15 protein-coding genes are annotated in these 12,958 nt (G+C 63.9%); 10 read left to right on the top strand and 5 right to left on the bottom strand.

Annotated elements, in window-relative coordinates:
• Positions 1-267 precede the first annotated feature (267 nt).
• Positions 268-723, top strand: coding sequence for a hypothetical protein (locus D6Z43_RS04660; protein ID WP_120650828.1), 456 nt, complete (start codon positions 268-270; stop codon positions 721-723).
• A 42-nt stretch (positions 724-765) separates the two neighbouring features.
• Positions 766-1,329, top strand: a complete 564-nt coding sequence (locus D6Z43_RS04655; protein WP_120650827.1) for a DUF4256 domain-containing protein — start codon at positions 766-768, stop codon at positions 1,327-1,329.
• Between the two features lie 92 nt (positions 1,330-1,421).
• Here D6Z43_RS04655 and D6Z43_RS04650 read toward each other — a convergent pair whose 3' ends face one another.
• A complete protein-coding gene (locus tag D6Z43_RS04650) occupies positions 1,422-1,925 on the bottom strand; it encodes a DUF1772 domain-containing protein (protein WP_120650826.1) in 504 nt (167 codons plus the stop codon).
• 289 nt (positions 1,926-2,214) lie between these two features.
• On the opposite strand from D6Z43_RS04650, the gene D6Z43_RS04645 reads away from it, so the two are divergent.
• Both D6Z43_RS04645 and D6Z43_RS04640 read left to right on the top strand, forming a co-directional pair.
• Positions 2,215-2,493, top strand: a complete 279-nt coding sequence (locus D6Z43_RS04645) for a hypothetical protein (RefSeq protein ID WP_162945804.1) — start codon at positions 2,215-2,217, stop codon at positions 2,491-2,493.
• 75 nt (positions 2,494-2,568) lie between these two features.
• The gene (locus D6Z43_RS04640) at positions 2,569-2,880 is read left to right on the top strand and encodes a DUF2892 domain-containing protein (protein ID WP_120650824.1); all 312 of its coding nucleotides are present in this window, start codon (positions 2,569-2,571) and stop codon (positions 2,878-2,880) included.
• A gap of 13 nt (positions 2,881-2,893) precedes the next feature.
• Here D6Z43_RS04640 and D6Z43_RS04635 read toward each other — a convergent pair whose 3' ends face one another.
• The 3 genes from D6Z43_RS04635 to D6Z43_RS04625 all read right to left on the bottom strand — a co-directional run bounded on the left by D6Z43_RS04635 (position 2,894) and on the right by D6Z43_RS04625 (position 5,566).
• Complete coding sequence (locus D6Z43_RS04635; protein ID WP_120650823.1) at positions 2,894-3,475, bottom strand: MliC family protein; 582 nt, start codon at positions 3,473-3,475, stop codon at positions 2,894-2,896.
• Between the two features lie 163 nt (positions 3,476-3,638).
• Positions 3,639-4,427, bottom strand: coding sequence for a putative hydro-lyase (locus tag D6Z43_RS04630; protein ID WP_120650822.1), 789 nt, complete (start codon positions 4,425-4,427; stop codon positions 3,639-3,641).
• Between the two features lie 185 nt (positions 4,428-4,612).
• Positions 4,613-5,566 carry a LysR family transcriptional regulator gene (locus D6Z43_RS04625; RefSeq protein ID WP_120650821.1) on the bottom strand — a complete coding sequence of 318 codons (954 nt, stop codon included), beginning with the start codon at positions 5,564-5,566 and terminating at the stop codon, positions 4,613-4,615.
• A 295-nt stretch (positions 5,567-5,861) separates the two neighbouring features.
• Between D6Z43_RS04625 and D6Z43_RS04620 the strand changes: the two genes are divergently transcribed.
• The 6 genes from D6Z43_RS04620 to D6Z43_RS04595 all read left to right on the top strand — a co-directional run bounded on the left by D6Z43_RS04620 (position 5,862) and on the right by D6Z43_RS04595 (position 11,684).
• Positions 5,862-7,145 carry an MFS transporter gene (locus D6Z43_RS04620; RefSeq protein ID WP_120650820.1) on the top strand — a complete coding sequence of 428 codons (1,284 nt, stop codon included), beginning with the start codon at positions 5,862-5,864 and terminating at the stop codon, positions 7,143-7,145.
• 29 nt (positions 7,146-7,174) lie between these two features.
• Complete coding sequence (locus D6Z43_RS04615) at positions 7,175-8,401, top strand: OprD family porin (RefSeq protein WP_120650819.1); 1,227 nt, start codon at positions 7,175-7,177, stop codon at positions 8,399-8,401.
• Positions 8,402-8,427: 26 nt separating this feature from the next.
• Positions 8,428-9,171, top strand: coding sequence for a 5-oxoprolinase subunit PxpA (locus D6Z43_RS04610; protein WP_120650818.1), 744 nt, complete (start codon positions 8,428-8,430; stop codon positions 9,169-9,171).
• Positions 9,168-9,881 (top strand): allophanate hydrolase subunit 1, encoded by a 714-nt coding sequence (locus tag D6Z43_RS04605; protein WP_120650817.1) that lies wholly within the window; start codon positions 9,168-9,170, stop codon positions 9,879-9,881. Before D6Z43_RS04610 ends, D6Z43_RS04605 begins: the two co-directional genes overlap by 4 nt.
• On the top strand, positions 9,878-10,795 hold the full coding sequence (locus D6Z43_RS04600) for a biotin-dependent carboxyltransferase family protein (RefSeq protein ID WP_120650816.1): 918 nt from the start codon (positions 9,878-9,880) through the stop codon (positions 10,793-10,795). Before D6Z43_RS04605 ends, D6Z43_RS04600 begins: the two co-directional genes overlap by 4 nt.
• Before the next feature lie 178 nt (positions 10,796-10,973).
• Positions 10,974-11,684: an rRNA pseudouridine synthase gene (locus D6Z43_RS04595; RefSeq protein WP_120650815.1), complete on the top strand. Its 711-nt coding sequence runs from the start codon at positions 10,974-10,976 to the stop codon at positions 11,682-11,684.
• Positions 11,685-11,796: 112 nt separating this feature from the next.
• Here D6Z43_RS04595 and D6Z43_RS04590 read toward each other — a convergent pair whose 3' ends face one another.
• Entirely contained in the window at positions 11,797-12,717 is a 921-nt protein-coding gene (locus D6Z43_RS04590; RefSeq protein WP_120650814.1) for a LysR substrate-binding domain-containing protein, read from the bottom strand.
• Positions 12,718-12,958: the final 241 nt, after the last annotated feature.

Here is a 12,958-nt window from a genome sequence, read left to right as displayed (position 1 = left end):
CTACAGCGCGTCTCGTGGGAAAGATTCTCCCCTGGGGGGGCGGGCTTAACGATTTCATCGCCACGGTCATCCAGCGCCCTCTTGGGAGCCCAGCCAAGATCGCGATAGAAGCCCGAGGATCGAGCGACTGGATTTGCGGAGCAGCCTGGAAATAGCAGACTGAGGCCATCCGCCCTGAGATCCTCGAACATTCCCTGCACTCGCCGAGCTGTCGGTAGCGTCTATGCTTGCTCTCCCGTACAACCTGAGGACGAGAGGGCTCCACGGATGGCGACGTTCAATTTTCGAGCGCACGACGGGCTCACCAGCGGCCATGCGGCAGGCGTGATTCGCGACGTAGCTAACCTGGTGGCGCAGGCTGCAGTGGGGGTTGGCTGGAATCAGTTGGGGGCAGCTCCCCAAGGATTCACGATGACCAACGTCAACGGCCGGATGCTGCCAATCCACACCCCTACCGGCATTCGCTTCAAGGCCGGATTCTGCATGTATCAGACGGCGGGCTCGCAGAAATGGGAGGGACATGCCACCACCGCCGATTACCGTCTCGATCTGCAGAGTATCGACAATGGCTGGGCAAACTGGGCGATACAAACCAACGGGGCGAACAGCAAGACCGTTGCAACCTGCCTGATGGAGGTGGACAAGGCGTTCTCCCAAGGTCAGCTGATGCACGGACTCAAGCAGAGTGCCATCCACAACCGGTTATACGAGCTGACCCAGTAGCCACGACCACGGAAAAGTCACGAATCACAGGGAGGAAACGTCATGGACATCGGGCAACGCGAAGCTTTACTCGGAACCTTGCAAGCGCGCTTCGAAGCGAACATGGGGCGACACCAGGAAATCAATTGGCCCGCGGTGCGGGCCAGATTGGAATGCCAGCCGGAAAAACTACACGCCTTGGCCGAGATGGAACGAACGGGTGGCGAGCCGGATGTGGTGTTTCACCTTCGGGAAAGCGATGCCTACGTCTTCGTCGACTGCTCCGCGGAAAGCCCTATCGGACGCAGAAGCCTGTGTTATGACCGGGAGAGTCTGGATTCCAGAAAGGAGAACAAGCCTACCGGCTGCGCCATGGACATGGCCGCCGCCATGGGCATCGAGATCCTGACGGAGCAAAAGTATCGGGCTTTGCAGGAGCTGGGATGTTTCGATAGCAAGACCTCCAGCTGGATACAGACACCTGCCGCCATCCGCAAGCTCGGCGGCGCCCTCTTCTGCGACCGTCGCTACGACTGCGTGTTTGTCTATCACAACGGTGCGCAGTCCTATTACGCGGCCAGGGGGTTCCGTGGTGCGTTGAGTATTCCGCGTTCGGCCTCGCGCTGATCGGAAGCGCCCGACTCAAGGGGGAACAGGGTCACCACGGGAACTGCTCGCATTGCTCCGCAAGGTGCACGCACAGGCCCGAGCCAGTCTGGTCAATCCATCGCCAGCATCAGGAACAGCCCGATCATCAGCAGCATCGAGGCGCTCAACGCGGTGCCGGTGCGCACATGGTTCCAGTGCGTCCATTGCACGACGAAGGTACGCCAAGGCGCGACCGATTCCGGGTTTTCCGCATCCAGCTTCGCCAAGGCGTTGTTGCGCGGCACATTGCAGAACAGCGTCACACCGAAGTTGCCCAGCAGATACAGCAGGCTACCGGTGAGCAGGAAGAAGGTGCCAGACACCTCCCAATGCACGAAGGCGTAGAGCACAAGCAGCGCACAGGCCGCCGTGGTGCCCAGGAAGGCGCCGAGGAAGATGCGGTTCATCACCGTGATATTGATGGCCTGCATGGCGGTAATGCCGGCTTCCGGCGCTATGCGCTCCAGCGCCCGCATGACGAAGTTTGAGAAGGCGAAGAACAACCCGCCCATGAGGCCGCAGGCGATGCTGGTGAAGAACGCGAGCAAGAAGGCCAGGTCATCGATGAAGGGCATGGTCTGTCTCTCCGGACTCCTTTCATTCACGGCGGTTTCCCGGAGCCCTTCCCGGGCGTCATCGGGCCTTGAAGCTTCGACCCGACTCGGGTGCCTTGGGCGGCATGACGCCCTGCAGGCCACTTCCAGATGTATCTGGAATCGATAAAGGCATAGTCCAGCAACGACGGGATGACCAGTTTCCGCCCACTCGTCGCCCATCTGGCTGAACCGCTCCACCCCATGCATGCTGATGAATGCCGGGAACCGCCGCCGTCCGGTCGCAACTGCAACCTACGAGGACACGAGCATGGTTGAAGAGAACGAATCGAACCGGCATTTGCGCGAAGTTCGCCAGTCGCCGATCTTCCGCTGGGCCCAGGGGCTGCAATGGTTCGGGGTCGTGATGTTCCTGCTGGCCGTTGGCCTGGCGATGTTCAGCGAGGTCACATCCACCCCGGGTGGCGTCATCCTGGTTGCGGTGTTTGGCATGCTCGGCCTGCTGTCTCTGGTACCCGCGCGCTTCATCCTCACCGTGTACTTGATGAGCCCGGCGAAGAAGGCCGAAAAGAACCAGGCGCGCAGCTGACCGCTCGTCCCGGCACCTGAACGCGACGAGCCACTGACCGGTCAAGGTTCAAACCAACACGGGAGGATTCGCACCATGGATAACCAATGGCAGATCAACGGCCCGGCGTACGAACAGAACGTGCATGGACTGGAGCGGGCCGGGTCCATAGTCGGTGGCCTGTTGATGGCCAGGCACGGTTTTCACCGCGGTGGCGTGCTGGGCGTCTGGGATATCGGGGTCGGCGCCGCACTGTTGCTGCGCGGGCTGACCGGCCACTGCTATGTCAAGGAAGTGCTGCACGACCGTCGTGAGGCACTGCACCAACTCCGCATCGACCTGCAGCGTTTACAGAGAGCGGCAGACAAATTGACGAAGGAAGGTCCCGGCAAGGCGCCCCAGGCCTGAGCAGTGGCTGGGCTCAGCGCATGGCCTTGCAGGTCAGTTGGGTGCCGTACCAGTCCACCCTGGCTTCACCCTGGTGTTCCCAGAAGTCCACGCCGTCATTGCCGTAGCGGGCGCCGCTGGCAGTTCGTTGACTGATGGCGATGACCTGGTCGCCGCCGTAGGTGAGGACAGCGGCGTTGGGCTCGACGTTGTTGTAGAAGCTCGCGGCAAAGGGCTTGCTGTTGTCACCGCAGGCGAACTCCACCGCCTTCGGCGCCGTCACCGCGCCGGACTGGATCTGCAGTTCCACCAGACGGGTCTGGTAGCTGAGGGCCAGGCACTGGTTCTGGTCGCTGGCCTTCCAGCAATCATCACGCCCCTTCAGCCAACCGCGCTGTTCGGCGCGAAGGCGTTTCTGGGTGGCCGCATCCGTGGCAGCCAGCGTTTTCTTGTACGCGTCGGCCATCTGCCGATCGAGTGCGCTCAACTCGGCACTCGTGCAGACCTGTTGCTCGATGCCCTGGGCCTTTGCACAGTCGAACGATGGACCGGCGTCGGCCATGGCGAGCGGGCTGGTGGCGCTGAGCGCCAGGATCAGTCCTTTTGCGGGGATCATGTCGGTCTCCAGTCCTTCCGTGGGAGTCTGGAGACAAAGTTAAGACCAAAGCGTCGGAAATGTCGCAAGTCATCAAGCCAGGGGCTTCCCAGCTCAACAACTCCACCGATGCGGGAGCGAGTTCATTCGCGACTGAAATCGCTCCCGCAAGGAGAGGCGCCCCTCACACCTCGCCGTAGAGCTTGTCGCTCACCAGCATGTGCCCCGGCGCGTGGGTGATGTAGAGCTCGGGCTCGGCCTCGGCGAGCACGGCCTGGGGGGTAACGCCGCAGGCCCAGAACAGCGGGATTTCGTCGGCATGCACCGGCACCGGATCGCCGTAATCCGGGGCGGCGATGTCACGAATGCCGATCAGGGCAGGGTCGCCGATATGCACCGGCGCTCCGTGGGTCATGGGGAAACGCGCCGTGATTTCGATCGCGCGCACGGCATCGGCGGCCTTCATCGGACGCATGGAAACCACCGTCTTGCCCGCCAGTCGTCCCGCCGGGTGAGTGTCGATGGCAGTGCGATACATGGCGACGTTGCGCCCCATCTCGATATGCCGCAGATGGATGCCGCCATCCAGCAGGGCCTGCTCGAAGGAGAAGGAGCAACCGATGGCGAAGGCGACGAAATCCGCCTCCCAGAGTTCGCCGATATCAGTCACTTCCTCGAGCGCACGTCCACGGCGATGCACGCGGTAGCGCGGCACGTCGCTGCGCACGTCGACGTCCACACCAAGCTTCTCGAAGTACGGCGAGCCTGGTTCTGTCACGTCCAGCAGCGGGCAGGAGCGCGGATTGAGCACGCAGAAGCGGAGGAATTCGTCCGCCCAGGACTTCTGCAGGATCACGATATTGGCCTGCAGGTGGCGCTGGCCCAAGCCGCTGGTGTGGCCGCTGTAGTCGCCACGGCGGATCAGCCGGCGCAGTTCACGAGGGGGAAGTTGGGCGAGTTGCTGCATGGTCATGGGCCTGCTCCGGTTATTGTTCTGGACGCTGTTTTAGAAGCGCGGGAACCGGCTCGTCCAACAAGAATTTTCCGGGACCGGGCATCGGGAAAGTTGAACATCCAGGCTGGAAGAGCCTGAATTTGGCTCCGCACCCTGTCGCATCGCAGGGTAAGCACGGCGCCCCCTGCCGCGAGACACTCACGTCAGAGGCTGCGCGGGCGCCCTTCTCCCTTTTTCAGTTCGGCCGGGACAAAGCACTCCCTGCCCACGTTCTCGGCATAGTTCGCCACCACCGACTTGCTCACATCGACCACCTGGTCCACCAGTTCCAGGCCGGTGCCGCCGCGCCAGGACACCACCAGCGGCAGGACGGGCGGCATCGGCCCGATGCGCAGGATGGTCAGCTCGCCGCGCTCCAGTTCCTGGGCTACCAGGGCCGGCGGCAAGGCACCGATGCCGAAGCCATCGCGCAGCAGGCGGGTCATGGCCGCCACCGAATTCACGCAGCTCAGGTGTGGCGTCGTCACGCCGTTGGCATGCAGAAGGCCGAGCACATCCTGGTGCGGACGCGAGTGCTTGGAGAAGGTCACGATACGCTCGCGGGCCAGTTCGGCCAGGGAGGCGTAGTCACGGTGGTAAATGGAGCCGGTGGAGACGATCCAGCACAGCGGGTAGGCGCCCAGTTCGAGGTTGAGCACCGACTCGTGGCGCAGCGGGTCGGTCTGGAAAATCAGGTCCAGGTAGCCCTTCTGCAGCTGATCGGAGAGGTTGCGCGCGGTGTCGGCCATCAGCTCGATCTCCACCGCTGGGTACAGCTCGTTCACCTTCGATACCAGCGGGCTAAGCCAGGTGTGGATCACCGTATCCATGGCACCGATGCGGATGCGTCCCTGGGTGGCCGCACTGGTATCGATGGCCTGGCGCAAGGCATGCATGGTGTCCATCATCTGTTCGGCGTACTCCAGCACCTTGTGCCCTTCCGGCGTAAGCGTCACGCCGCGGGAATCGCGCACGAACAGTTTCACGCCCAATTCATCCTCCAGCACGGCGATACGGCTGGAGATGGACGCCTGGGTGCTGAACAGCTTTTCGGCGGTCAGGCGAAAGCTTTTCAGGCGGGCGACCCAGACGAAGGTTTCAAGGAACTTCAGGTTCATGGCGATTACCGGCAAGCAATGAGTCAAACGCAGCAAGGGCGAAAAGATACAGTAGATTCAAGCACTTCCTGTGCCAGGCCGTCTTCGGAACGACGAACGCCGTCTGCGCACAGCGCGTGCATCTTCGATCCTGGCACCACTGATCGGGTATCGGAATTTCTTATCCCCGGCGGCCGCTTTAATTAGTTGGACGGTCCACCAACCCCGGCACAAGAATCCGCCCACAGGCTGCGGGCGTCGACTCCGCATCCGCCGAATGCTCATACAACGCCAAGAACAGCGATCGGAGAACCCCATGGAAAAACACGCGACCCACGCGGGCGGCCTGGACATCGACCAGGGCGGCCATTTCGGCTGGTACCGGGCCCTCAGCAAGCAGGAACGACGGACCTTCTGGAGCTGCAAGATAGGCTACGGCCTGGACGGCATGGACACCCAGATGCTCAGCTTTGTCATTCCTACGCTGATCGCCATCTGGGGTATCACCACCGGTGAAGCCGGCCTCATCCACACCCTCACCCTCCTCGCCTCCGCCGCCGGTGGCTGGGTTGCCGGCATCCTCTCCGACCGCATCGGCCGCGTGCTGACCCTGCAACTGACGGTGCTCTGGTTCGCCTTCTTCACCTTCCTCTGCGGCCTCGCGCAGAGCTATGAACAACTGCTGATCGCCCGCACCCTGATGGGCTTCGGTTTCGGCGGCGAGTGGACTGCCGGTGCAGTGCTGATCGGCGAAGTCATCAAGGCCAAGGATCGTGGCAAGGCCGTGGGCCTGGTGCAATCCGGCTGGGCCCTCGGCTGGGGCATGACCGCCCTGCTGTATGCCCTGATGTTCAGCATCCTCGCGCCGGAAGACGCCTGGCGCGCCCTGTTCATGCTGGGCCTGCTGCCGGCGATCTTCGTCATCGTCGTCCGTCGCCTGGTGAAAGAGCCGGAAATCTACAAGGAAGCCCGCAAGCACAACCAGGGCGCCGAGAAGGTCAATTTCTACGAGATCTTCGCCCCCGGCATGCTCAGCATCACCCTGCGCGCCTCGCTGCTGACCACCGGAGCCCTGGGCGGCTACTACGCCATCACGTCCTGGCTGCCGACCTTCCTCAAGGCCGAGCGCGGCCTGACCGTACTGGGCACCGGCGGCTACCTGGCGATGGTGATCTTCGGCTCCTACGTGGGCTATGTCATCAGTGCCTTCCTCACTGACCTCATCGGCCGCAAGAAGAACTTCATCCTCTTCGCCGTCGGCTCCTTCATCGTGGTGCTGCTCTACACCCAGCTACCGGTCAGCAATGCCGCCATGCTCTGGCTGGGCTTCCCCCTGGGCTTCTTCGCCTCGGGCATCTTCAGCGGCATGGGTTCCTTCCTCACCGAGCTGTTCCCCACCCGCATCCGGGGTTCGGGCCAGGGCTTCTGCTACAACATCGGCCGCGCCGTCGCCGCTCTCTTCCCGATGCTGATCGGTATCCTCAGCCAGCACGTCTCGCTGGGCGTGGGCATCGGCGGGTTCGCCGCCGTGTCCTACGGGGTGGTCATCCTCGCGGCACTCAGCCTGCCGGAAACACGCGGCAAGCAACTGGAAATCTGACCGAGCCCCATCCCACCCAGGATTCCCCCATGCACCCGAACACCCGTCTGGCTGCCGTGCTGATAGCCGGCAGCGGACTGGGCTGGCCCCTGCTCGCCCAGTCGGAACTGCTTGAAGACAGCCACGCCAGCCTGGAGCTGCGCAATTTCTACTTCAGCCGCGACTTCCGCCAGAGCGGCGCCCGCGACAAGGCCGAAGAATGGGCCCAGGGCTTCCTGCTGCGCCTGGAATCGGGCTACACCGAAGGCACCATCGGCGTTGGCGCCGATGCCATCGGCCTGCTCGGGGTCAAGTTGGACTCCGGCGACGGCACCGCCGGCACCGGCCTGCTGCCGGCCGACCAATCCGGCGGCTCCCAGGACGACTATTCCAAGCTCGGCCTGACCGGCAAGCTGAAGGTATCCAACAGCGTACTCAAGGCTGGCGCGTTGCACTTCAAGAGTCCCATCGTTTCAGCCAACGACTCGCGCCTGCTACCGCAACTGTTCCGTGGCGCGCTGCTCAACGTGCAGGAGATCGACAACCTGACCCTGCAGGGCGGCCGTCTCGACCGCATCAAGCTGAACAGCTCCAGCGACTACCAGGAGTTCAGCGCCAACCGCATCGGTGGCCAGAGCGACGCCTTCAACTTCGGCGGCGGCGACTATCGCGTCAGCCCGGCGCTGACCGCGAGCCTGCACTACGGACAGCTGGAAGACATCTACCGCCAGACCTTTGCCGGGCTGGTGCACACCCTCGCCCTGGGCGAACAGCTGTCGCTCAAGAGCGACCTGCGCTACGCCCTGTCCCGCGAGGACGGCAACTTCCGCGACCTGGACAACAAGGCCAGCGGCGCCCTCTTCACTCTCAAGGCTGGCAGCCATGCCCTGGGGGCTGGCTACCAGCGCATGTCGGGAGATGACCCCTTCCCCTACATCGCCGGCAGCGACCCGTACCTGGTGAACTTCGTGCAGATCGGAGACTTCGCCAATGCCGGCGAACGCTCCTGGCAACTGCGCTACGACTACGACTTCGCCGCCCTTGGCGTGCCCGGCCTGACCTTCATGAGCCGCTATATCGCTGGCGATCACGTCCAGCGCGCCACTGGCAACGACGGTGAGGAGTGGGAACGCAACACCGACATCGCCTACGTGATCCAGAGCGGCCCGCTGAAGAACCTCGGACTGAAATGGCGCAACGCCACGGTGCGCTCCAACTTCGCCAATGACCTCGATGAGAACCGCCTGATCCTCAGCTACAGCCTGGCGCTGTGGTAGGACGGGACCTGCCTGGAGAACAGACCATGAGCAGACTGCTGCTGAATTGCGATATCGGTGAAAGCTTCGGAGCCTGGACCATGGGCCTGGATGCCGAAGTCATGCCGCTGATCGACTGCGCCAACATCGCCTGCGGCTTCCACGCCGGCGACCCCGGCACCATGCGCCGCACCATCGCACTGGCGGTGAAGCACCGGGTAAGCATCGGTGCCCATCCCGGCTATCCGGACCTGGTGGGCTTCGGGCGCCGCTCCCTGGCCTGCTCGCCAGCCGAAGTGGAAGACCTGATGCTCTACCAGATCGGCGCCCTCGACGGCCTGTGCCGCGCCCAGGGTGCCCGCGTCAGCTACGTGAAGCCCCATGGTGCGCTGTACCAGGACATGATGCGCGACCCGGCCATCCTCGCCGCCGTGATGCGCGCCGTGGCGGCCTACGACGCGCAATTGCCACTGATGCTCATGAGCACCCGCGACAACGACGCTGCCCAGGCCATCGGCGATGAGCATGGAGTGGAACTCTGGTTCGAAGCTTTCGCCGACCGGGCCTACGACGGCAACGGCTACCTCGTGTCGCGCAACCTGCCCGGTGCGGTACACCACGACCCGGAGCAGGTGGTGGCCCAGGCCATCACCCTCGCCCGTGGCGACTCCCTGCGCGCCAGCGATGGCAGCGACCTGCCGCTGAAGGCCCACACCCTCTGCGTTCACGGCGACAACCCCGGCTCGATCGCCGCGGTCAAACGCATACGTGAAGCACTGGAGGCCCAATGACCACGCCGCTCCTGCGCATCGAAGTCGCCTCGATCGACGCCTTCATCCTGCGCCTGTTCGACCGCATCGACGAAGCCAACATGCCGTGGATGCTGGCAGCCGGCATTCGCCTGCGTGAAACCTTCGGCGCCGCGCTGGTAGATCTGGTGCCCTCCTACACCACCCTGCTGCTGCACTACGACCTCCAGCAACTGGACCCGCGCCAGGCCCGTGAACTGATTGCCGGTGCCCTCGCCGACCTCTGCCCGGAAACCCGTGCCAGCGGCCGCAGCCATGTCATCCCCACGTGGTATGACCCGAGCGTGGGCCCGGACCTTGAGCCGCTGGCCCAGCGCAAGCACCTGAGCGTGGCTGAGTTGGTGCAGCGGCACAGCCAGCGCGAGTACCAGGTATTCGCCCTCGGCTTCACCCCCGGTTTCGCCTTCATGGGTCTGGTGGAGGAAGCGCTCGCCGCGCCACGACTGACCACGCCACGCAAGCGCATCGCCCCCGGCAGCGTCGGCATCGCCGAACGGCAGACTGCGGTCTACCCGGTGGAAAGCCCCGGCGGCTGGAACCTGCTGGGACGCACGCCGGTGCGCCTGTTCGACCTGGAGCTTCCCGGCTACAGCCTGCTGCAGGCTGGCGACCGAGTGCGCTTCGAGCCCGTCGACCGTGCCGAATTCATCCGCCTGGGCGGCGACGACACCCCGCTGGAGACCCTGCCATGAGCCTCGTGATCGACCGCAGCACGCCCTTCATCCTGCTCCAGGACCGGGGCCGTTTCGGCTGCCGTCACCTGGGCGTTACCCAGGGCGGCGCGCTGGACTGGGTATCCATGGGCTGGGCAAACTGGCTGCTGAGCAATCAGCTGGATGCAGCAGTTGTGGAGGTCGGCCTTGGCGCCTTCAGCCTCACCTGCCAGCGGGACGGCAACCTGGCCATCGCCGGTGCCGACCTGGGCGCCGCGCTCGACGGCCAGCCACTGCCCGCCTGGGGCGCCTTCAAGGTACGCAGCGGCCAGCGCCTGGCTTTTGCCCATCCTCGCCAGGGTGCTCGCGCCTACCTTGCAGCACCGGGCGGCTTCCAGGGCGAGCGGCAACTGGGCAGCCTGTCCACGGTGGCTCGTGAAGAGCTGGGCGGCCTGAACGCGAATGGCAAGGCCCTGGCCGTGGGTGACCAACTCCATTGGCAGGACGAGACTCCACAAGTGCGCAACATGCCGCGCGCGCAGATACCAGACTTCAGCGCAGCAGCCCGCCTGGAGCTGATCCTGGGCGCGCAGATCGGCGACTTTTCCGGGCAGAGCCTGTTCGACGCCTTCAACAGCCAGTGGACAGTGGACACCCGCGCCGACCGCATGGGCGTGCGCCTGCTCGGGCCGAAACTGGAATGCAGGACCCAGTCGATGATTTCCGAAGGCATCGCCCTGGGCGCCGTGCAGGTTCCACCGGACGGCCAGCCCATCGCCCTGCTCAACGACCGCCAGACTATCGGCGGCTACCCCCGTCTCGGCGCCCTCACTCCGCTGGCCGTGTCACGCCTGGCGCAATGCCTGCCCGGTGCCGCACTGCACTTCGTGCCTACGGTGCAGGAAGCCGCCCATCAGGAACATCGCAAGGCGTTGGCCGGGTGGTGGAGCTGAGCGCTCCTTCGGTGGGGGCGAATTCATTCGCCAAGCAGGCCGCAGACCTGCCCCACCGACCGGGAATGGGCTGCTACGCAGCCCTTGGCGATTGAAATCGCCCCTACAGGCAGGAAGCCCACAGGAAAGCCGCCAAAGGGTTTACCATTGCGCCCTTTCCCCTCCACTGGCAGTTCCCATGACCGACCCCATCCGCCTGTCCAAATGCATCGTCGAACTCACCGGCTGCTCCCGCCGGGAGGCCGAACTTTATATCGAGGGTGGCTGGGTCACCGTCGATGGCGAGGTGGTGGAACAGCCGCAATTCAAGGTAGAGGGTCAGACAGTCGCCCTGCTCCCTGGCGCTACGCCTGAGCCACAGGAGCCAGTGACACTGCTGATGAACCAACCCGCCGGCCTTTCCTTCGAAGCCGCTCAGCGCGTGCTCACCGCTGAAAGCCGCTGGTCGGAAGATCGCGCCAGCGTACGCCTGCTGCGTAGCCACTTCGCCCGCCTGACCACCACCCTGCCGTTGCAGCCGGGCGCCAGTGGCCTGCTGGTACTGACCCAGGACTGGCGCGCCTTGCGCAAGCTCAACGAAGACGCCGCGAAACTGGAACAGGAGTATGTGGTCGAGGTGTCCGGCACCATGGCCGACAACGGTCTGGACAAGCTCAAGCGCGGCATCCGCATCAAAGGCGGCGAATTGCCCCCGGTGAAGGCCAGCTGGCAGAACGAGACCAACCTGCGCTTCGCCCTGAAGAACCCGAAGCAGGGACTGATTGCGGCCTATTGCGCAGCCGTTGGCCTGAAGGTAGTTGGCATGAAGCGCATCCGCATTGGCGGCGTGCCCATGGGCAAGGTGCCGGTGGGACAGTGGCGCTATCTGGGGCAAGCCGAGAAGTTCTGAGGCCGTCTGAGCCTTTTGTTGTAGAGGCGAATTCATTGGCCAAGGGACACGCAGTGTCCCCCTCTGGCCCTGCATGGCATCCCTTCGGGTTGCTTGGCGATTGAAATCGCCCCTACAACGATTTCACCCCTGCATCCCCCTCGAACGCCTCCGGAAACTCTTCCCGCAAGACCATCGAGATCCATTCGCTGAACCACTCCACATCCGCCGACACCGGCCCCGGCGGGGTCAGCAGCTGGTAGCTCTCCAGCGGCACATCCACATCGACGGCCTTTACCAGCAGGCCATTCTCCAGTTCACGACGCACCAGCACTTCATTGGCCAGGGCAATCCCACGCCCGCCCTCGGCCAGTGACAACACGTAGTCGTTGCTGACGTAGAGCACATCCGCACTCACCTGCACGTCGACGCCGACACGGGCGAACCAGAGGTTCCACCATTCGCTGTCGTAGTGGATGAGATCGAGGCGGGCGAGCGCCTCAGCACCTTCGATCGGTCCGGTGCGGGCCAGGTATTCCGGTGAGCACACAGGAAAAACCCTTGGCTGCATGAGGATGGTGCGGGCACCGCTGTAGTCCCCCGGCATGCCATAGACGATGCCCAGGTCAGCGCTCTTGCCATCGACTTCGGTGAAGGTGGAATTGGGCTCGATAACGATCTTCAGCCCCGGCCGCATGCGACTGACGGCCTCCAGTTTGGGGGTCAGCCAACGCTTGGCGAAGGCTGGCACAGCGAGGATCTTCAGCCAGCGCACGGTGCCCTTCTTCGACACCTCGTCACCGGCATCGGCGATCTGCGCCAAGGCGGCACTGATGCACGCATAGTACTGACGCCCAGCCGGCGTGAGCTCGACGCCACGCGGAGTGCGGTCGAACAGCCGCACACCGAGCCACTCTTCCAGCAGCTTCACATGGCGACCGATGGCGGGCTGGGTGACATGCAGGGCCTTCGATGCAGCGACATAGCTGCCCAACTGAGCGGCAGCCTCGAAGGCGCGCACGGCGTTGAGGGGTGGCAAACGGCGAATGGGCATGGACGCGAAGGCACCTTCAAGTTGTTAGTTTTTTTAATAGCACATGTAAGAAAATTGAGCTTTATAGGCCGCATCCCCTGCCAGATGATCGGTCCCGAGGCACGAAGAACAACAACCTCGCCCGATCAACTCCCTGTTGCCCCGGCACTGCCGGGACTGCCTAGAACAACAATCGAAAGCCCGAGGCCCGGGACGTCCGCCAGCATACGCGGCCGCCCGAACCACAGGGAACAGGAGAAGT

The sequence above is a fragment of the Pseudomonas sp. DY-1 genome, assembly GCF_003626975.1.
Lineage (GTDB): Bacteria > Pseudomonadota > Gammaproteobacteria > Pseudomonadales > Pseudomonadaceae > Metapseudomonas.
This window is presented reverse-complemented; position numbering and strand designations above follow the sequence as displayed.